Origin of the sequence: Bradyrhizobium sp. 186 (assembly GCF_023101685.1) — a bacterium.
Lineage (GTDB): Bacteria > Pseudomonadota > Alphaproteobacteria > Rhizobiales > Xanthobacteraceae > Bradyrhizobium.
Window position 1 is genome coordinate 2,477,117 of the sequence record NZ_CP082164.1, and the last position, 19,708, is coordinate 2,496,824.

Sequence of the window (19,708 nt, forward strand, 5' to 3'; positions counted from 1 at the left end):
CATTCGCTGTGGATTCATCGTCGGCGGCGGAGTGAGCTAACTCTAGCGCGACTGTATTGCAGTGGAACGGTAAGCAGCGTCTTTAAAGAGGCATGCTCACCGTTCCCCGTATTTCGCTATATCGCGATCTTCCCGCTGGCCATCAGGGGGCCGGACTGATCGACTGTACCGTATAGGTGTTACCGGATCCGCTCAGGGTGAAGTTGACCTTGTCACCTGTCTTGAGCTTCGCAAGATCGATAGAAGGAGCGACTGCGAATTCCATCGTCATTGCCGGCCATTTGATGGCGGGGATCGGACCATGATCGAATGTAACCTTGTGGTTCGCGGCGTTCAGGGCGGTGACGGTGCCGGTTCCGTTCGCGGTTGTCGCCTTTTTCGTATCGTTCATCATATCATTCATGCCCGGCATCTTCTTCGTGTCGGACATGCCGCCCTGAGCCAGAGCCCCGCTCATCTGCAACGTCAATACTGCGCCTACCAACGTTGAGGCGAGTACGCTGGCGCGCAGGATGCGATTGGGGTGGTCAACAAGCATAGATATTCTCCTCTGGGTTCTGATGGCGAGCCGCCATGACTACTTAATTCGCAAGGTGAGCCCGCCCGGTTACAAGCTCACGGGTTCGTGAAGACATCCGCAACGTGACCTGCAAAGTCTGGATCTGGTGCCGGCCAGGATGTGGTGCGAGCGGCGGGAAGTCATGGGCGCGACGCTCCGCGGAAAGTCCGAGCAAATTGGAATGTATTGGACTGCATTATGCCCTTTCATGCGGAGGAGCGTGGTGCATCACCCAGAGTTCGACAACCGCGATTGCCGCGATGACCAGCCCCACCGCCAGGTGGACTTGCATAGCCTCCGTGTCGCCGTGGAAGCGGAGGATCCACGGACACGCCGCCAACCACAAGCCGATAGCGAGATTGAGCCATTCCTCGGTTTCGATGAAGCTCGGAATAGTAACCGAGGCGAAAAGGTCGCCAATTGAGAAGATCGCGATGACACTGATCGCAGTACCTGCAATCCACGATGTATGCCATCCGAGGTCGGACGTAAATCCGAATATCCAAGGCGACAAAAACAGGAACACGCCCAAGGCGAGATTGCTGATATCGATGAACGCTTCGGTTCTTCTGTTTAGGTTGAACATTGTGATCTCCTTTGACGAGGACCACGCAATGCAGTTTCAACGGAAATCATAATCCCGTTTGTTGAGGGTATTCCAGCGATTTCCTCCTCCCCCGCACCCCGTATTTTTCTCGTCCTTGATGTAACCGGGCGGTCGTTCCTTCCGAACTAAAATAGAAGAGCAGGCTGGCCGCAAAAGATCGGGAGGCCACTTCCGAGGAAGGGACGGGTGTGTCGCCGCACCGTCGTAGGCGAGGCCTATGAGCGCCGTTGTGCGTCTGCACAAACATCGACAGTTTAACATAGGGTCGTGCTCGTTCGCGGAGCCGGAGGCCAAATTTCAAGGTAATCCGCGACGGTTTTTGAACCCGTCAGGTATCGACCGGGAGGCTGACAAATGAGCGTAAACATGCTCTTCGGAGGCGCCGCAATTTCAATCGTCTTGGTGTCGTGGGGTTTCTACCTTCTCGTCGTGCCGAAAGGCTGGCGGGAATGGACTCGGGCAGGAATAGTGCAAGCCTTCTTTATTGCGTTTTATGCCGAGATGTATGGATTTCCTGTCACGATTTACCTGCTCGCCCGCATCTTCAACCTCGATGTTGCGGGCGATGTTTGGGACGGCAATCTCTGGGTCTATCTGACAGGCAGCCGATGGGCGATGCCAGCCTCGATGACCGTCGGGTACACTCTTGTCGTCTTTGGAGCTCTGTTGCTGATCGCCGGGTGGCGTGAGGTACACCGAGCGAGCGCAAAACGGCGCATTGCCACCCGAGGTCCTTACGCCCTGATGCGCCATCCACAATACACCGCCATTTTCCTCGCGCTGTTTGGCGAAGGTGTGGTGCACTGGCCGACGCTCTTTTCACTGACGGCATTTCCGATCATCGTCATTGCATACTCGCTCCTGGCTCGAAAGGAAGAGCAGCAGATGATGAAAAAGTTCGGCGACAAATATCGGGTCTACCAACAGCGAGTGCCGATGTTCTTGCCCGATCGGAACGATTGGGGAAGTGTTTTCCGCGATTACCAAATTTGAGGGCAATGAATAGCAAAGCCTCCTAGCGACCATTACCGACCTACCAAGCTTCGACGCCGCCCATTTCACGGAGATTTGGGCGCAGTACCCGAGAGCTTCAGCTAAAGTGAAGATCAGATAGGCCGGTCAGTCCACGAACGGAGAATTCGCATGTCGGACAAACTGCACACAGTGACGCGCCGGAATGCGCTGGCTTTAGTGGCCGCTTTTCTCGTTTTGCAACGGTCTCCCGCCGAAGCCGAATCCCCGGCGATCCTGGTTCATAAAGATCCAAATTGCAGTTGCTGCGCCGGTTGGGTGCGGCATCTCAAGGACGCTGGTTTCGCTGTTAGGGTTGAGGAGACCACAAATCTTCAACCCATCAGGAAACGACTGGGTGTGCCAGCCGACCTCGCGGCTTGCCACACAGCTGAGGTCGATGGATACGTGCTGGAGGGGCATGTCCCGGCGGTGGCTGTGCGACGACTCCTGGAACAGCGACCGACCGCCGTTGGGTTAGCCGTCCCCGGCATGCCCGCCGGTTCGCCGGGAATGGAGGGAGGGACACCTCAGCAGTACGACGTCGTCCTCTTCGGTGCGAACGGCCGACAATCCTTTATGCGCTTTTTCGGCGCGGAAACTGTCGGATAAGGCACTCGGCTTCCAGTTAACTGTATGCGCTTTCAGTGCTTTTTCGGGTGCGGGTTGCCGGTTGGCGAACAAGTGAGATAAATGCGCCTTCCAAAGTTTCCCGCCTTGTGTGATGTTGAGTCATGAATCTTCGCCGACTCATCGGTCGTCTGCTCGCGGTCTTTGTGATCGTTGGGTTGGTAGTGGCACCGCTGATAACATCGGCTGCGACAAAGCGGCTGTCTGTCGGCGAGATGAGCGATATGGCCGCCATGAGCGAGGACATGCCGTGCTGTCCGGACAGTCAGAAAAGTAAGGGCTGCCAGGACTGCCCGCTTATCGCGACCTGCATGTTGGCGATCGCTCAGGTTGACCCGTTCCCGACAAACAGTATCCAGGTTTTCTTCCAGGCCCGTAGGCTGTCCTTCGCCCTCATCCACTTGACCGCCGACGGCCTTACTGGCGCCCCTCCGGATCATCCTCCTCGAATCCTGACCTGATCGGCATTATCATGCCGTCGCCTGCTGCGGTCCTGGGCCGCGCAGACAAATGCATGCCGCCGTCGCGGCACGTCAGGACGTCGAGGATTGCATATGAATAGTTACACTTATGCGCGCGCCCTCCAGGTTGCGCTGATCGGCATTGCCGTGACCGGGTCGGCGACGCTCGCACGCGCTGACATCAAAGACTATGAGTTCCAGCTGGTTGATAAGTCCGTCAAGAAGGGCGACGCCGTCATCTCGGTCCGTCTTGTCCACAAGCCCGACGGCAAGCCGGTCCCCGATGCGGTGATCTTCGCCAAGAGACTCGATATGGCGCCGGACGGCATGGAGACGATGAAGACAACGATCGAGCCCATGCCCAGCACCGAACCTGGAATCTATAAGTTCAAGGCTGAGGTGACGATGGAGGGCGGCTGGCGGTTGTCCCTGGCCGCCAAAGTCCAGGGCGAAACCGGCACGGTCGAGAATAAACTCGTTATCAAGGCGACGCCGTGATCCGCTCTGTCGAAATCACCCGGCTCGCCGCAGTCGGAGCAACGATAGCCATGCTGTGGCTCTCCCTGGCGGCGGCTAGTGAGCAGACCATGCCCGGGGCGACGGTGGAAAGCGTTGTCGCAATTGCCAAGCGCCTCAATCCCACGGTGGCGGCAGCCTCGCTCGAATTCGATGCGGCGGTCCACAAGATTGGAACGGCCGGCGTGTTGGCCGATCCGACCCTCATTCTCGAGGCGTGGGACGTCAACCGGCAAGGCGTGGGGCAGCGTCGCATCGGCCTTGAACAAGAAATCAAGCTGTGGGGCAAATACGGCCTCGAGCGCAATGTCGCGCAGGCTGAAGCCGACGCTGCAAAATTCCAGGGCCGCGCAACAGTTATCGATCTGATTGCGCAAGTCGTCGCCGCGCATGGCGAATACAACGCTGCCTATGAAGCCGTCACAATCGCCGTTGAAATCAAGCGGCGCTATGACGAGCTACTCAGCCTGTTGCGGTCGCGATACGGCACAACGTCGGTCGATCAGCAGGACGTCATCAAGGCCGAGATCGAAGCGGCCACCGCCGAGGGCGATGTCATCCGCCGGCAAGGCGAACAGAAAGCTGCGGCGGCCCGGCTGAATGCTCTGATCGGTCGTCCTTCCCTAGCTTCCTTGGCGGCGCCAACCGGCTTTCGGGCCGTCAAAGCAACCAGCCTCGCGCAGGTGCAGGCGCTCGCACGCTCCGCGAACCCGATGCTGGCGCTGGCCGGAGCGCAGAGCAATTCCGCGGCCCAAACCAAATCGCTAACCGATCTCAACTACTATCCCGACGTGACGCTCGGCGCCAAATACGTGCAACGGCCCGGCACGGAAGATACCGGCGAGTTCATGCTGGGCGTCAAGCTGCCGCTCCACTATGAGGTCAAGGATGCCGAGCAACGTGCGGCAGGTGCGCGGCTTGGCGCTGCGCAAGCCCGCAACGAGGCGCTGCGGCTGCGGGTCGATGGACAGGTCGCCGACGCCTGGTTCGGCGTCGATGCGCTGCGCAAGGTCGTGCAGATCTATGCATCGCGCCAACTGCCACCGGCCCGCTCTTCGGTCGACAACGCGCGGAACGGCTTTCAGGCGGGTACGTCCGACCTTTCTTCCGTTTTCGAATCGGAGCGAAGGCTTCGCGCCATACAACTCGATTTGCTGAAGCTCAAGGTGGAGCTGCAGACGAAATACGCGGAGATGGAACGTTTGGCAGGGGGCGCCCTATGAAACGAACCCATGGGGCGTCTTCACGTCGGCGTGAGCGCGTAACCGGTCGCCGCTTTGTTCCGAACTCATTCAGGAAGCGCCAAATGATGCACGTCTCGTGCGCAAGCGCCTGCCAGATTCAAACGCGCTGAGATGGAACGCTTGGCGGGAGATTTGCTATGAGACGGCTAGTAGCCGCTTTCCTGATTGTGTTCGTGATTCTGGCCGCCGGAGCGGCGGGATTGGTCGTCGGTCGCTCGAACGGTCCGCTTCCCGGCTGGCTTGATGCTGTTCTGCCGACCGCAAAACAGGGACCAGCTCAGCCGGAACCTACGGGGCCCGTCATCTACTACCGTGATCCGGATGGCCGGCCAGAGTATTCGCCGACGCCGAAGAGGACTTCGGCGGGCAAGGACTATCTCGCAGTTCGCGCCAGCGAAGACGTGAGTTTCGAGGAAAAGACACCCGAAACGATGACCGCGAAGGGCGGGAATCCAGGCAAAATCCGCTACTACCGTAATCCGATGGGCTTGCCTGACACCTCGCCGACTCCGAAGAAGGATTCGATGGGGATGGACTATCTGCCCGTCTACGAGGGGGAGGAGGACGATTCGTCGGTCAAGGTCAGCGCCGGCAAATTGCAAAAAGCTGGTGTTCAGACCGAGATCGCCGAGCGCCGTACCCTGAATACGGTTGTTCGCGCGCCGGGCACCGTTCAGGAGGACGAGCGCCGCAAAGCGGTTGTGTCGCTGCGGTTCGAAGCTTTCATTGACCGCGTCGAAAACGTTACCACCGGCTCGCACGTCCACAAGGGCGAGCGGCTGATGCGCGTCTACGGCCCGAACCTATCGAGCGCCGCCGCCGAATATCTTTCGGCGCTCAATGCCCGCCCCGACGCGGGCATCAGCAATCAAGCATTAAAAGGGGCGCGGCGTCGTCTTGAAAACCTCGATGCGCCGGAAACGTTTATTGCCGACCTCGAGCGCACCCGCGAAATACCGACATATGTGAACTGGCCAGCCCCTCAGGACGGCGAGATCATCGAGCGTACGGCAGTAAACGGCATGCGCGCGGCGCCCGGCGATGTTCTGTTCCGGATCGCGGATCACCAGGTCGTATGGGTGTTGGTCGACATAGCGGAACGCGACCTCTCCCTGGTCGAGGTCGGACAAAAGGCGAGCGTCCGGCTTCGCGCCTATCCCGACCGTGTTTTCACTGGGAAGGTCGCGTTGATTTACCCACACCTGATGGCGGAGACACGAACCGGACGCGTCAGGATCGAATTGCCTAACCCGGACGAAGTGCTGCGGCCCGACATGTACGCCGACGTTGAGATCTCAACTGGTGCAGAGGCTCCGGTCGTGACCGTCTCCAGCAGCGCGGTCATCGACAGTGGCGAGCGGCAGATTGTCCTGATCGATAAAGGCGAAGGGCGTTTCGAGCCGCGCGCGGTGAAGCTCGGCCGGCGCGGCGCTGGTTTCGTCGAGATCAAGGAAGGGATCGCCGAGAACGACAAGGTCGTCGTCTCCGCGAACTTCCTGATTGACGCCGAAAGCAATCTCAAAGCGGCGCTCAAGGGCCTGGATTCCGGGGAGAAACCGCAATGATCGCGCGGCTCATCGACTGGTCGGCTCGCAACGTGATGCTGGTCCTGATCGGCGTCGTGTTCGCTGTGGCCGCCGGCGTTTACGCTCTGAAAAACTCGGCCCTAGACGCGATACCCGATCTCTCCGACACCCAGGTCATCATCTACACCGACTACAAGGGCCAGGCACCTCAGGTCATCGAGGATCAGGTGACCTATCCGCTGACGACCGCCATGCTCACCGTGCCAAAATCGAAGGTGGTGCGCGGGTTTTCCTTCTTCGGCGTCTCATTCGTCTACATCATCTTCGAGGATGGCACCGATATCTACTGGGCCCGCTCGCGTGTTCTCGAATATCTCAATGCGGCTGCGCGAAGACTCCCGGCGGGTGTGACGCCGACCCTGGGGCCGGATGCCACCGGCGTCGGCTGGGTCTATCAGTATGCGCTGCAGTCCAAGGACAAATCGCTGGCCGACCTCAGGTCCCTGCAGGACTGGACCATCCGCTACGGCATTGCCAAGGCGGAAGGCGTCGCCGAGGTGGCAAGCGTCGGCGGCTTCGTCAGGCAATACAACATCATCCTGGACCCGAACCGGTTGCGCTCGCTCGGCATTCCGCTTGCGAAAGTGCGCGATGCCGTCCGCGGCAGCAACATGGATGTTGGCGGACGAACTGTAGAGTTGTCGGAATTTGAATTTGTCGTACGCGGCCGTGGCTACGTCAAAAGCGTTTCGGACCTATCGAATGTCGTGCTGAAAGTCGAAAAGGGCACCCCGGTGTTGCTCAAGGACGTCGCGCGCATCGAGCTCGGACCGGACGAGCGCCGGGGCATCACCGAGCTCAACGGGGAGGGCGAGGTCGCCAGCGGCATTGCACTGCAACGTTTTGGCCAGAATGCGCTCAATGTCATCGACAATGTGAAGGCCCGGCTCGCTGATATGGCATCGGCCCTGCCTAAGGGCGTCGAAATCATCCCGGTCTATGACCGCTCGAACCTCATCTACAACGCGATCGAGACCCTGAAGCGGACCCTTACGGAAGAGAGCATCATCGTTGCGCTGGTCTGTATCGTGTTCCTGCTGCATGTGCGCAGTGCTCTTGTCGCGATCGTGATGCTACCGGTTGGAATCCTGATGGCGTTCGCCGCCATGAAAGCACTCGGCATCGGTTCGAACATCATGAGCCTTGGCGGTATCGCGATTGCGATCGGCGCCATGATCGACGGCGCCATCGTCATGATCGAGAACGCGCACAAACACCTTGAACGTGCGCCGACCGACAAGCCGCGCCTCGAAGTCCTGATCGAGGCGGCGAGCGAGGTCGGTCCGGCGCTGTTTTTCAGCCTGCTGATCATCACCGTGTCGTTCCTGCCGATCTTCACCATGGAATCGCAGGAGGGACGCCTCTTCAGCCCGCTTGCCTATACAAAGACGTTCTCGATGGCAGCGGCGGCGATTCTGTCGATCACCCTGGTTCCGGTCCTGATGGTGTTGTTCATCCGCGGCAAGATCATTCCGGAGCACAAGAACCCCATCAATCGGTTCCTGATCTGGGTGTATCGGCCGCTGATCCAGGGCGTGTTGAAAGCCAAGACGCTGACCATCTTTCTTGCGCTTGTCGCCCTGGCGGTCAGCCTCTGGCCGGCCCGGCAACTCGGGACCGAGTTCATGCCGAGCCTGAATGAAGGCACGTTGATGTACATGCCGACGACGCTCCCGGGCTTGTCAGTGACCAAGGCTGCAGAGATTCTGCAGACGCAGAACAAGATCATCAAGACCGTTCCCGAAGTCGAGTCGGTCTATGGAAAGGCCGGACGGGCCGAGACCGCGACCGATCCGGCCCCCACCGAGATGTTTGAGACCGTGGTCAATCTCAAACCGAAGCAGCAGTGGCGTCCGGGCCTGACGGTCGACGGCCTGATCGCCGAGCTTGATAAAGCGCTACAGTTTCCCGGCGTCTCCAATGCCTGGACCATGCCGATCAAGGCGCGCACCGACATGCTCGCGACTGGAATCCGCACCCCGGTCGGCATCAAGGTCATCGGTAAAGACCTCACGGAGATGGAGAAGCTGGCACGGCAAATCGAAAGCGCGGTCAAGGCGGTGCCGGGCACCTCGAGCGCTTACGCGGAACGTGTCATCGGCGGCTATTATCTGGACATCACACCGGACCGGGAAGCGCTTGCACGCTACGGTCTGATGGTCAGCGACGTACAAGACACGGTTTCGTCCGCCCTTGGTGGCGAAACGATCACGACGACTGTAGAAGGTCGAGAGCGTTATGGCGTCAATCTGCGCTATCCGCGCGATCTCCGTAGCGATCCCCAATCGATCGCCCGAGACGTGTTGGTGGCCATGCCGGGCGGCGGGACGGTGCCGCTGGGTGAGGTCGCCGCCATCAAGCTGACGCGCGGGCCAACCACGATCCGCACCGAGAACGGCCAGCTCGCAGTGTACATTTTCGTGGACATCCGCGACCGCGATCTCGGTAGCTACGTGGCCGACGCCAAGGCGGCCGTGGCCGCCAGCGTGCAGTTTCCGCCGGGAAATTATGTCGTCTGGAGCGGCCAGTTCGAGTACCTGGAGCGCGCCACCGCGCGATTGAAGATCGTAGTGCCCGTGACGCTGCTGATCATCTTCTTGTTGCTCTACCTCAATTTCCGGCGGCTGACCGAAACGCTGATCGTGATGCTCTCGCTTCCGTTCGCGCTGGTCGGCGGCCTCTGGCTGATGTGGTGGCTCAGCTTCAACATGTCGGTCGCGGTGGCCGTGGGCTTCATTGCGCTCGCAGGCGTCGCCGCGGAGACCGGCGTCGTCATGCTGATCTATCTCGATCAGGCCATGAAGGAGCTTCACGCCGAGAGGGCCGCGGAAGGTAGGCCGTTCACGCGAGCGGACTTGAACGAGGCTATCATGCTCGGCGCGGTCGAGCGTGTCAGGCCGAAGATGATGACGGTCGTCGCCATCATGGCCGGCCTCATTCCGATCATGTGGAGCACCGGCACCGGCTCGGAAGTCATGCAGCGGATTGCGGTGCCGATGATCGGCGGCATGATCTCGTCGACCATTTTGACGCTGGTCGTGATCCCGGCGGTCTACGCGTTGATCAAGGGACTTGGGTTGCCGCGCAAACCGAATGCGGCAGTTGCAGTGGAAAAGGGCAGTCAGGAACAGAGTGCATCAAGTGCCGTGCACCGTTCGCAAGCGGCGGAATGAATGAAGGCGCAAAGATCCTCGGCACCAGGGCAATGTTATGGATCAGTGGGACTTCAAGAAGTGGCGAAAAAAGCTAGGCATCAATCAAGTTGCGGCAGGAGAAATGCTCGGGCTCAGTCGCGGCGCGGTTCAAAATTGGGAGAACGAAATCCGACCGGTGCCGCGTTCCGTCGAGCTTGCCTGCCTGGAATTGTTGCGACGTTGGAAGCAGCGGCCGGAGTTTGGGCCCGTGACGCTGCTTTATGCCGATGGTCCGGTTTTGCAGGCGGATACTATTCCCCATAGCGATCTGGTCCTTCGGTGCGAACCCCATCCGGACAACGAAAGCGCAGTTAGTCGCGTCGCTCGACTGAGAGAAAGCTTGAATTTGCATATGGCATTCATCGCGGAAGACGATGGAACGGTCATTTGGTCATGTCCCGAATTGCTGCAAGAATGCGATGCGAGGGAAAGGGGGTACAGCCGGCGAACGGAAATTGAGGCACCGATCAGCACTGGCGGACGTTCTCGGAGGGGACATCGCCCCTAATAGGGACGATGAAATTTTTTTACCAATAAGAATCGCCGGTGTAACCGAAACCGCTTCGGCGACGAATAATAGGAATGACGCCCGGTGACGACCAGCGAAGCGGAACTCAAGGCGCTGATGCTTGCCAGCCTTGATGGCGAAGCAGCGTCATACCGGTTGCTGCTCGACCGGCTAAGCAGCCGGTTGCGAGGCTATTACAAGGGCAAACTCGCCCGCGTTGGACGCGGCGCAACGGAAGCTGAAGATCTGGTGCAGGAGGTGTTGTTGGCCATTCATCTCAAGCGTCACACCTACGATGTCAGGGAGCCATTTACGCCCTGGGTGCATACAATTGCCCGGTACAAGCTGATCGATTATCTGCGCCGGACGCGATCGTCCGCCAGCGTCCCGCTTGATGAGGGTACGGCGGTCATGGCGCAGGACGACAATGCGGATGCCGAGAGCTCCCACGACATCAGAAAGCTTCTGGAGCGGCTACCGGAAAAGGTGCGATGCTCCATTGAGTCCGTGAAACTTGAGGGGCGCAGCGTCGCCGAGGCGGCGGTGCGGTGCGGCATCTCGGAATCGGGCGTCAAGATCAACATTCACCGCGGGTTGCGGGTGCTGGCGACCCTCATCCGCGCAGGAGAGCAAAAATGAAGACGGATGATCTCGTCGCCGTGCTCAGCACAAACGTTGAACCTGTCCGCCGCGGACTGGTCGCCCGAACGATCTCCGTCGCCGTTGCCGCCGGCGCAGTCGTCGCGCTTGGCCTCGTGTTCGCCATTCTGGGCCTTCGCGCCGACCTCACGACGACCCGCGCCACGATTTTCCTGTTGTTGAAGGTTGCGTTCGCGCTTGCGGTGATCGGCGTCGCGATGCGCTATCTCTTGAGGCTGGCGCGTCCCGGCGCCGAACGCGGGATATCGCCGCTCAGCATCGCGTTGCCGTTTGCGGCCATCGCGCTACTCGGCGCCATCAGCCTCGGTTTCGCGCCAAACTCACACTGGGACAGGATGATACTCGGCGACGAATGGCTTGAGTGCCTGCTCTCGATCCCGATCATCGCCATCGTGCCTTTTGCTGTCATCATTTTCGCGGTGCGAAGGGCTGCGCCTACCAACCTCGTTCGGACCGGCGCGGTTGCCGGTCTCATCGCGGGCGGCGTGAGCGCGGTGGCCTACGCTCTTCATTGCACCGATGATTCCTTGCCGTTCGTTGCGGTCTGGTATGGCGCCACAATTGTGCTGTGCACCTTAGCTGGTGCAGCATTGGGACCACGGCTCTTGCGTTGGTAAGGGACCCATCAGGTGGTTCTCACGTCAGCGTGAGCTTGTAACCGCCAGACGATTTGCTCCGAACTCATTATCAGAAGCGCACACGATGCGCGCTTCCATCAATGATGGAGCCGGACCATGTCAACGAAACACCTATTCGCGATTTCACTCATGCTGCCGCTGGTGGCGATACCTGCAACGGCCTACGCGGGCTCAACGATCACGGACAAGAGCTACTGGCCGAGTGAGGCCAGGAGGAGTGCGCAATACAGAACTGTTGGTTCGCCAAGCGATATTTTCGCGTACGAGCCGGCACGGTCACGTTTGCAGCCCGCGATGACCCCGAGCGGGGCTGGATCCGCCTGGCGTTATCAGGGCGGCCCGAAATCCCGCTAACGCCCGCCGCGCGATGGGCTTGCCATCGCCATAGCGCACAGGGTTGCGGGTGAGCATCGACCTCCGCAACCCCCTCACATTGGTGCCCGCCAAGACGAGCATCTTCCGCTGCCGCGGTCGTGGGACAACGCGACGGACCTTTGGGGCTTCAAGAAGTGGCGACGGAAACTAGGATACACGCAGTCTGTCGCGGGAGAAAAGCTCGGGCTCAGTCGCGGCGCGGTTCAATATTGGGAAAGCGAGATCAGACCGGTGCCGGTTGCCGTGGAGCTTGCCTGTCAGGAGTTGTTGCATATCTGGAAGCAGCGACCGGAGTTCGGGCCAGTGATATTGATCTATGCCGGCGATCCGAACGCCCTGGAAGCGTCGTCGGCCGCCGGGAGCCTCCTCATGCAGTCGGAGCGACATCCAAACAACGAAAGTGCCTTGAGACGAGCCGCTCGAGCTAGAGAGACCGCGAACCTCGTTGTCGCATTCATCGTGGAAGAGGACGGCAATGTTGTTTGGTCCGGAGCAGAACTGCTGCGCGAGATCGATGCCCGGAAAGACGCGACCGTCGGCGGAAAACCGTCCATCGCAAAAGCTCCACCATCAGCCTAGCGAAAAACGTCAGACACTCTGACCCGATCCACCGGGATTCTCCTCGGCTTCCCTGCTGAGGATCTTAGCTATTTGCTCAAGCGTCTGGGCGGCTTCTCAATGCCGCAGCGTTGGATAGGCGTGTCTCGAATGCAACAGGCTGCAAAGATCGTAATAATTCCTCTTCGCCATGTACAATAAATCTGCATTTGCTGAAAAAGTGTCGAACCTTCGCCTTGCACCCTTGATGTGCGGCGCAATAAATTTGGCGCGGGTGTGATCGTGTCTTTTTTTGCCTGCAAAAAGTTGGGGCGTTCAAACGATCAGTGACGAAGGGCTCACTCAATGGCGAGGGCTCGTTCATGGCGGGGCTCACAATGAAGAAGATCATCATATCTGCGGCAATGGCATTCGCCACTGTGACCGCCGCCAACGCGGCGGATATGCCGTTGAAGGCTGTCAAAGCGCCGCCGCCCATGCCGTCTTGGTGGGATACATTGACCATAACCGGCCACGTGGAAGTGGGCGGTTCGCTCAACGGGAATGATCCCGCTGGCGGGAATTTTGGCCAGCTCTTTACCGACAAATCCAATTCTTTTTTCTTGAACCAGGCCTTGCTGACGGTGCAGCGGCCTCTCGATCCGAAAGCAACCGGATATGATTTCGGCTTCAAGTTCCAGGCGATGTATGGCTCGGACGCGCGCTACACGCACTTCTTGGGTGAGTTCGACCAATCGATCAGCGACCGCAATCAGTTCGACATCGTCGAAGCGCACGCTCTGTTCCATCTGCCATGGCTTACTTCCGGCGGCGTAGACGTAAAGGTCGGACAGTACGTGACCCTGGAAGGCGCGGAAGTCATCTACGCACCTGACAATGCGCTGTACACGCATTCCTATATTTTCAATTTCGGCATTCCGTTCAAGCACACCGGTATATTGACGACGACGCACGTAAATCCAATGCTCGATATTTACTTAGGCGTAGACACGGGTGTGAACACGACCTTCGGCAATCACCTTGATTGCTTCAATTGCGGCGACAACAACAGGGCCGCGGCGTTCCATGGCGGTTTTGGCCTGAATTTGTTGGATGGCAAGCTAACCGTTTCGGCAACCACTCATATCGGCCCGGAAAATCCGAATGTGACGCCTGTTGTACTTGCGGGCGTCGATCCCAATTCCGCTCTCCGTTATCTCAATGACGTCACCGTCATCTGGAAGCCAACCGACAAGCTCACCCTGACCACCGACATGAACTACATTCGCGATGATGGATTCAACGCGACGGGCTACGGTGTGGCGCAATATGCGACCTACGCGATCAACGATTGGCTTAAGATCACCGGACGCGGAGAGATCTGGCGCGACAATAACGGGTTCTTCGTTGCTTCATTCCCCGGCAATCTGGATTTCGTGCGGATTGAACATGGCAATCCATTGGGTATAGCGATCAGCGGCGGACCGACGACCTACGGTGCGCTGACCGTCGGACTTGCCATCAAGCCTCCCGTTCCGAAACAAATCGAAGGCCTCGTTATCAGGCCGGAGATTCGCTACGACGCATCCTTGAACAACACCACGCCATTCGGTGGCGGAACGAAGAGCTCGCAATGGACCTTTGCCAGCGACCTCATCATACCCTTCACGATCAAATAGTGACCTCTATGCGATCGTCGAAATTTGCATTTGTTGGCGATCTATCGAAAAAAATTTTATAGCGTTGCGGAACGCGCTCGATGGGTGCGGGAAGTGCCGGGCGTGACCGCGCGTTGTGTTGCGCCTTCGCAGATGCAGCATTTGATCCGATGGCGGCAATGGCACTGCGGCTTCACGTCAGTGTGAGCCTGTAACCGCCGCACGATTTGCTCCGAACTCATCATTAGAAGCACACAGGACGCGCTTCCAACAATGATGGAGCCGGACCATGTTAGCGAAACACCTTCTCACGATTTCGACCCTTCTGCCGTTCGATGGCGATATCGAGCGCCGTCCACGCAGACCACAACTATCAACATCGGCCGAACCAGCCCGCCGGATATGCCGCGTTTAATCAAGCCGGTCCTCCGCCGGATGCGCCCAATACGGCGTTGCAAGGACGCCCGTCGCTGCAACCGCGCAATTCGCGGAAGGCGTGCACTTATCAAGGGGGACCGAAACCCAGCTTGTGGGCCTGTCGATAAGCGACGTCCAGCGCGTTGTCACTCGGCTGAGATCAGTATGTGCAGGAATTGGATCTCAATAGTTGTGGTGATGGGGCGGCTTCGCCTGGGCTTAAAGAGTTGAGATAAGCATCGGCCTTCGCAACCCTTCACGCTTGTGTCGCCAAAACGGAGGAGCATTCATGGCCTTAAGTAATCACAACACAACGACCGACAGCGATGGGAATCCCCCGCGCAACACCTTGAAAGGTTATTTGGTTCGCCACCGCTTGGCGCTGTATCTTTTTCAGGAGCCGTCGTTGTTTCAGGTGTTGCCCTGAGCTGGAATTGGCGGACGGCTGCCGGGTTGCTGCCTGTCCTGATATTTCTTCCCTGCATGTTGATGATGTTGATGTGCATGAGGCATGGCACTCGTAGGTAGGTTTGGATAAAGAAACGACGTGGCAGCATAGGGCGTTACCGCCTCGGTCCCAACATCGTCAGATCCACGGTGGTAGCTCTCGCCGCGTCTTGATCGCTGTAGCGTAACGGGGCCTTCCGCTCCGAAAAATCATAACGTTTCCCGAAGCCAGCCAAGGGAGATATTTCATGATGATGGATGGCATGACGTCTGGAATGATGTGGGGCATGGGAGTGTTCTGGCTGCTGGTCGTCATTGTCTTGATACTGACAGCCGCGGCGCTCATCAAATATCTCCGCTAAATATCTCCGCTCCTGAAGCGATGGAGACTGAGAATGAAACGGTTCGGCCTGACTGTACTGCTGTCGATTGCACTGTTCTCCCCCGCGCTCGCCCAACATGTCGATGCTACCCGAGGTCAGCGGGACTTCAGGGCTTGCGCGCCATGTCATTCGCTCGAACCCGACCGCAACATGACGGGGCCAAGTCTGGCTAATCTTTGGGGACGAAAGGCTGGGTCGCTGCCCAGCTTTGAACGTTACTCGGACGCGCTCAAATCGTCGGGAATTATCTGGGACGACCGTTCGCTCGACGGTTGGCTGACCGAGCCGCAGCGCATGGTGCCGGAGAACGAAATGCCGTTCGCAGGCATCAAGGACGCAGCTGTTCGCGCGGACCTGCTGGCTTTTCTCAAAGACGCTTCCAAACCGGGAGCAACGCAGCAGACTGCGCAACAAGGTGGTATGGGAGGCATGATGGGCGGGATGGGAGGAATGATGGGTGGAGGCCAGGACCAAAATCTAAAAAAACTAGAACCCGGCATTCAGGTCAAGGCCATTACCTATTGCCATGATACATATCGGGTCACGACCGGCGACGGCAGATCGCGCGCCTTTTGGGAGCGCAATCTGCGGTTCAAAACCGACTCCAGCAAGGATGGACCGGAAAAGGGTGCACCGGCAATCTTGCCGGCCGGAATGATGGGCGACAGAGCTTCGGTAATTTTCGCCGCGCCGGAGGAAATCACCAGGATCATCGTAGCTCGATGCTGAAGCGCGCGTTCGTTGCTGAATGTTTGGTGGGCATTGCCTAGGACGAACCCGCGGCGCCCGAGAGACCCGAACCCATCCGGCACTACGACCGCCGGGGACGTCTGCGAACTCTCACCGCAGCTAGAACGACCTTCAGGACTGCTCGATGGGCTTCTATAACGACATCATTTTGCCGAGACTTTGCGATCTTGCGATGCGCAACAAACAACTCGTGCCTTTTCGCGAACGTGTGATCGGCGCCGCGGAGGGCAGGGTCCTCGAGATCGGCGTCGGCTCGGGAATGAACTTGCCGTTCTATCGCCAACCGGTGCGGGAGGTCCTGGCGCTCGAACCAGCACCACGGCTCGTGACCATGGCTAGAAGCGCCTCACGGGGCACAAGCATGCCAATCAGCTTTGTCGAAGCGTCGGCCGAAGCCATTCCGCTCGACAAACATAGCGTCGATAGCGTTGTCACGACCTGGACCTTGTGCTCTATCCCGCAGGCCGCCACGGCTCTCGCAGAGATGCGGCGCGTGCTGCGGCCGGGCGGCAAGCTCCTGTTTGTTGAGCACGGCCTCGCGCCAGACGAGGGCGTGCGTTGGTGGCAGAATCGGCTGACGCCAGCCTGGCGGTATGTCAGCGGTGGCTGTCACCTTAATCGCCCCATCCGCTCCATGATCGAAGCGGCGGGATTCCGCATCGACCGGATCGAGACGGGCTATATGCCGGGACCGAAGCCGATGACATTCATGTACGAAGGTAGCGCACGGTCAGGTTAATCCAGCTCACAGTCCAAGCCGATGAGGTTTCTTCGGGGCGCGCAAATTCTAGCGACTTGAAACAAATCGGCTTTCTGGCGGTTTGGATGAGGGTAGGGGCGTACCCATGGCGCAACACAAAGATGCGGTCATCGTCACCGGCAGCACCGGGTTCATCGGCTCGGCGCTCATCAATAGATTCGCTGATCAATTCCGCCTCATCGGCCTTGACCGGGCGGCGACACGTCAACCCCCGCCGGCTGCGGAGTGCGTCTGTATCGATCTGACTTCGGAAGAAGCCGTCGCAGCCGGTCTGCGGCGCGTGCGGACAGCCTACGGCTCGCGCATCGCCTCGGTCGTCCATCTTGCGGCTTATTTCGATCTGACCGGCGAACCGAACCCGCTCTACCAACAGATTACTGTTCGCGGCACCGAGAAACTTCTGCACGCTCTTCAGTCGTTCGATGTCGAACAATTCGTGTTTGCCAGTTCAATGCTGGCGCACAAGGCAGGCAGACCGGGCGATGTGATAAATGAAGAATCGCCCCTTGAATCGAACCTGCCGTACCGCGCTTCGAAAATCGAGGCCGAGCGCCTGATACATGAACAGCACGGGCCGATCCCTGTCGTCTATCTTCGTCCGGCAGGTATCTACGACGACATCTGCCGCAACGCTTTTCTCGCCAACCAGATCGTGCGGATTTACGAAGAGGATCCGACAGCTCATGTGTATCCGGGTGACGTGCGCACCGGGCAATCCTTTCTTCATCTGGAAGACCTCGCCGATGCCGTTCTGCATCTGATCGAGCGCCGAAAGGAACTTCCCTCTGAATTCGCCCTGCTACTGGGTGAACCTGAGGCGATCGGCTACGGCGAACTGCAAGCCGAGATCGGTCGGCTGATTCACGGCAAGAGCTGGGAGACACGGGAGATCCCCAAGGCTCTCGCCAAGGCGGGCGCCTGGGTCCAACAGGACGTCCTCGGCGAAGATTCTTTCATCCGCTCCTGGATGGTGGATATCGCGAGCGACCACTACGCGGTCGACATTACCCGCGCCCGCAAGCTTCTGCGCTGGGTGCCGAAGCATTCGTTGCGCAAGACGTTGCCGCGGATGATCGACCAGCTCAAAGTAGATCCGGCCGGCTGGTATCGGGCAAACAAGCTGAATGCGGCCAAGGTGGTGGACCGGGGAGTGAAGGCGCATGAGCGTGCTGAAATGGTCCGTGCGGAGCATGAAAAGACACGGCCCGTACACATGGCCGATATGGCTCAAATGGGCCAGCAAATGCTCTGGGCCCATTTTTTGGTCATCACCCTCGGCATCTGGCTCCTGACCAGCCCCCTTCTATTCGCGCTTTTCGATCCAGCCGCGGCGGGCACGGTGCGCGACGTCACGCAGGAGCGCGGCTTATGGGAGCCTCCCTTGCGCAATGCGCTTACGGGCTGGAGTGACATCGGCTCCGGCCTGCTGCTGATGCTCTTCGGCACGCTCTCGCTCTCGCTGCGTTTCTCGTGGGCACAGTGGGGAACGACGCTTGTTGGCCTGTGGCTCCTGTTTGCTTCCTTGTTCTTCTGGACGCCGAGTGCCGCCGCCTTCACGAACGATACACTGGTCGGCGCGCTCGCGATCACGTTTTCGGTGCTTGTCCCGATGATGCCGGGCATGAGCCACGAAGGGATGATGGACGAGAGCACCGTCCCGCCCGGCTGGACCTACTCACCGTCGTCGTGGCTGCAGCGCCTGCCGATCATTGCGCTTGGTTTCTTCGGCTTTCTCATCGCGCGCTACCTCACCGCCTACCAGCTTGGTCACGTCAGTGCCATTTGGGAGCCATTCTTCTCGGGCGGAGCGGGCAAGAACGGCACGGAGTTCATCATTACGTCCGACGTTTCCCGGGCCTGGCCGATCCCCGACGCGGGACTTGGCGCCGCCGCTTACATGATCGAAACCTTGATGGGCGCGATGGGCATAGCCTCGCGTTGGCGCACGATGCCGTGGATGGTGACGTTCTTCTTCATCCTGGTGGTGCCGCTCGGAGGGGTCTCGATCTTCTTCATCGTCATCCAGCCGATCGTGATCGGCACCTATTTTACGCTATGCCTGATCGCGGCGGTCGCGATGTTGATCATGATCCCGCTGACGCTCGACGAGGTGGTGGCAATGGGACAGTACATGCTGCGCAGCGTCCGCGGCGGTCAGCCGTTCTGGCGCACCTTCTTTCAGGGCGGGCCCGAGCCGATCGGAGGTACCGACGACAAGGATCCTGGCTTCTCCGGTCCACTTGCCACCCAATCCGCCGCTGCCGTCCGAGGCGTGACGGTTCCGTGGACCCTGATTGCGTGCTGCGTCGTCGGCGCCTGGCTGATGTTTTCGCGGCTCATCTTCGGCACGCAAAGCGCGGTTGCAAACAGCGATCATCTTGTCGGTGCGCTGATCATTACGATTTCGGTATGTGCCATGGCCGAGGTGGCGCGGCCGTTGCGGTTCCTCAACTTGCCGTTCGGCGTGTGCCTGCTGGTCGCACCCTGGCTACTTGCCGGCGCGACAACTGGGGCCGCGCTGAACGATGCCATTGCCGGACTTGTCGTGATCGGCCTCAGCCTGCCGCGGGGACGGACAAGCAAAGAGCACTATGGTTCATGGGATCGGTATGTTGTGTGAGGTACGATGGACGTGCTTGAACCCGGACTCTTAACCGACATGGATGACCCCGGAACGGACATCCACAATTCCAGCCCGCGGCACGGCTGGTTCTCTCGTCGCAGCAGGCCCCTGCCAAGACGTGTGCCGCTTATCCGGTCGCTAATA

At 59.2% G+C, this 19,708-nt stretch carries 17 protein-coding genes; 15 read left to right on the forward strand and 2 right to left on the reverse strand.

All coding sequences use genetic code 11. The features are described 5' to 3' along the window. Positions 1–142 precede the first annotated feature (142 nt). Positions 143–538: a copper-binding protein gene (locus IVB18_RS11540; protein WP_247989276.1), complete on the reverse strand. Its 396-nt coding sequence runs from the start codon at positions 536–538 to the stop codon at positions 143–145. 217 nt (positions 539–755) lie between these two features. Then, a complete protein-coding gene (locus IVB18_RS11545) occupies positions 756–1,145 on the reverse strand; it encodes an SPW repeat protein (protein ID WP_247989277.1) in 390 nt (129 codons plus the stop codon). A gap of 375 nt (positions 1,146–1,520) precedes the next feature. Here IVB18_RS11545 and IVB18_RS11550 point away from each other — a divergent pair, with 375 nt between their 5' ends. The 15 genes from IVB18_RS11550 to IVB18_RS11620 all read left to right on the forward strand — a co-directional run bounded on the left by IVB18_RS11550 (position 1,521) and on the right by IVB18_RS11620 (position 19,561). Beyond that, the gene (locus tag IVB18_RS11550; RefSeq protein WP_247989278.1) at positions 1,521–2,159 is read left to right on the forward strand and encodes an isoprenylcysteine carboxylmethyltransferase family protein; all 639 of its coding nucleotides are present in this window, start codon (positions 1,521–1,523) and stop codon (positions 2,157–2,159) included. 150 nt (positions 2,160–2,309) lie between these two features. Continuing rightward, on the forward strand, positions 2,310–2,789 hold the full coding sequence (locus IVB18_RS11555) for a DUF411 domain-containing protein (protein WP_247989279.1): 480 nt from the start codon (positions 2,310–2,312) through the stop codon (positions 2,787–2,789). Between the two features lie 122 nt (positions 2,790–2,911). Then, the gene (locus tag IVB18_RS11560) at positions 2,912–3,268 is read left to right on the forward strand and encodes a hypothetical protein (RefSeq protein WP_247989280.1); all 357 of its coding nucleotides are present in this window, start codon (positions 2,912–2,914) and stop codon (positions 3,266–3,268) included. A 93-nt stretch (positions 3,269–3,361) separates the two neighbouring features. Then, on the forward strand, positions 3,362–3,766 hold the full coding sequence (locus IVB18_RS11565; protein WP_247989281.1) for a FixH family protein: 405 nt from the start codon (positions 3,362–3,364) through the stop codon (positions 3,764–3,766). A 50-nt stretch (positions 3,767–3,816) separates the two neighbouring features. After that, positions 3,817–5,007 (forward strand): TolC family protein, encoded by a 1,191-nt coding sequence (locus IVB18_RS11570; protein WP_247989282.1) that lies wholly within the window; start codon positions 3,817–3,819, stop codon positions 5,005–5,007. Between the two features lie 158 nt (positions 5,008–5,165). Further along, positions 5,166–6,593, forward strand: coding sequence for an efflux RND transporter periplasmic adaptor subunit (locus IVB18_RS11575; protein WP_247989283.1), 1,428 nt, complete (start codon positions 5,166–5,168; stop codon positions 6,591–6,593). Beyond that, complete coding sequence (locus IVB18_RS11580) at positions 6,590–9,787, forward strand: CusA/CzcA family heavy metal efflux RND transporter (protein WP_247989284.1); 3,198 nt, start codon at positions 6,590–6,592, stop codon at positions 9,785–9,787. The genes IVB18_RS11575 and IVB18_RS11580 overlap by 4 nt, the downstream gene beginning before the upstream one ends. A 37-nt stretch (positions 9,788–9,824) precedes the next feature. Further along, positions 9,825–10,316, forward strand: coding sequence for a helix-turn-helix transcriptional regulator (locus tag IVB18_RS11585; protein ID WP_247989285.1), 492 nt, complete (start codon positions 9,825–9,827; stop codon positions 10,314–10,316). 84 nt (positions 10,317–10,400) lie between these two features. Continuing rightward, the gene (locus tag IVB18_RS11590) at positions 10,401–10,955 is read left to right on the forward strand and encodes a sigma-70 family RNA polymerase sigma factor (RefSeq protein WP_247989286.1); all 555 of its coding nucleotides are present in this window, start codon (positions 10,401–10,403) and stop codon (positions 10,953–10,955) included. Next, on the forward strand, positions 10,952–11,593 hold the full coding sequence (locus tag IVB18_RS11595) for a DUF1109 domain-containing protein (protein WP_247989287.1): 642 nt from the start codon (positions 10,952–10,954) through the stop codon (positions 11,591–11,593). The genes IVB18_RS11590 and IVB18_RS11595 overlap by 4 nt, the downstream gene beginning before the upstream one ends. Before the next feature lie 627 nt (positions 11,594–12,220). Further along, entirely contained in the window at positions 12,221–12,568 is a 348-nt protein-coding gene (locus IVB18_RS11600) for a hypothetical protein (protein WP_247989288.1), read from the forward strand. 356 nt (positions 12,569–12,924) lie between these two features. Further along, positions 12,925–14,205, forward strand: coding sequence for a porin (locus IVB18_RS11605; RefSeq protein ID WP_247989289.1), 1,281 nt, complete (start codon positions 12,925–12,927; stop codon positions 14,203–14,205). Positions 14,206–15,443: 1,238 nt separating this feature from the next. Beyond that, on the forward strand, positions 15,444–16,160 hold the full coding sequence (locus IVB18_RS11610) for a cytochrome c family protein (protein ID WP_247989290.1): 717 nt from the start codon (positions 15,444–15,446) through the stop codon (positions 16,158–16,160). Between the two features lie 145 nt (positions 16,161–16,305). Continuing rightward, positions 16,306–16,920: a methyltransferase domain-containing protein gene (locus IVB18_RS11615; protein ID WP_247989291.1), complete on the forward strand. Its 615-nt coding sequence runs from the start codon at positions 16,306–16,308 to the stop codon at positions 16,918–16,920. A 106-nt stretch (positions 16,921–17,026) separates the two neighbouring features. Then, positions 17,027–19,561 carry an NAD-dependent epimerase/dehydratase family protein gene (locus IVB18_RS11620; protein WP_247989292.1) on the forward strand — a complete coding sequence of 845 codons (2,535 nt, stop codon included), beginning with the start codon at positions 17,027–17,029 and terminating at the stop codon, positions 19,559–19,561. The last annotated feature ends 147 nt before the right edge of the window (positions 19,562–19,708 follow it).

What these genes read in the sequence shown, in the direction of transcription:
- IVB18_RS11620 (WP_247989292.1), top strand. Translation starts at nt 17,027, where the DNA reads ATGGCGCAACACAAAGATGCGGTCATCGTCACCGGCAGCACCGGGTTC.
- IVB18_RS11550 (WP_247989278.1), top strand. Translation starts at nt 1,521, where the DNA reads ATGAGCGTAAACATGCTCTTCGGAGGCGCCGCAATTTCAATCGTCTTG.
- IVB18_RS11560 (WP_247989280.1), top strand. Translation starts at nt 2,912, where the DNA reads ATGAATCTTCGCCGACTCATCGGTCGTCTGCTCGCGGTCTTTGTGATC.
- IVB18_RS11565 (WP_247989281.1), top strand. Translation starts at nt 3,362, where the DNA reads ATGAATAGTTACACTTATGCGCGCGCCCTCCAGGTTGCGCTGATCGGC.
- IVB18_RS11605 (WP_247989289.1), top strand. Translation starts at nt 12,925, where the DNA reads ATGAAGAAGATCATCATATCTGCGGCAATGGCATTCGCCACTGTGACC.
- IVB18_RS11580 (WP_247989284.1), top strand. Translation starts at nt 6,590, where the DNA reads ATGATCGCGCGGCTCATCGACTGGTCGGCTCGCAACGTGATGCTGGTC.
- IVB18_RS11585 (WP_247989285.1), top strand. Translation starts at nt 9,825, where the DNA reads ATGGATCAGTGGGACTTCAAGAAGTGGCGAAAAAAGCTAGGCATCAAT.
- IVB18_RS11540 (WP_247989276.1), bottom strand. Translation starts at nt 538, where the DNA reads ATGCTTGTTGACCACCCCAATCGCATCCTGCGCGCCAGCGTACTCGCC.
- IVB18_RS11595 (WP_247989287.1), top strand. Translation starts at nt 10,952, where the DNA reads ATGAAGACGGATGATCTCGTCGCCGTGCTCAGCACAAACGTTGAACCT.
- IVB18_RS11575 (WP_247989283.1), top strand. Translation starts at nt 5,166, where the DNA reads ATGAGACGGCTAGTAGCCGCTTTCCTGATTGTGTTCGTGATTCTGGCC.
- IVB18_RS11555 (WP_247989279.1), top strand. Translation starts at nt 2,310, where the DNA reads ATGTCGGACAAACTGCACACAGTGACGCGCCGGAATGCGCTGGCTTTA.
- IVB18_RS11545 (WP_247989277.1), bottom strand. Translation starts at nt 1,145, where the DNA reads ATGTTCAACCTAAACAGAAGAACCGAAGCGTTCATCGATATCAGCAAT.
- IVB18_RS11610 (WP_247989290.1), top strand. Translation starts at nt 15,444, where the DNA reads ATGAAACGGTTCGGCCTGACTGTACTGCTGTCGATTGCACTGTTCTCC.
- IVB18_RS11615 (WP_247989291.1), top strand. Translation starts at nt 16,306, where the DNA reads ATGGGCTTCTATAACGACATCATTTTGCCGAGACTTTGCGATCTTGCG.
- IVB18_RS11570 (WP_247989282.1), top strand. Translation starts at nt 3,817, where the DNA reads ATGCTGTGGCTCTCCCTGGCGGCGGCTAGTGAGCAGACCATGCCCGGG.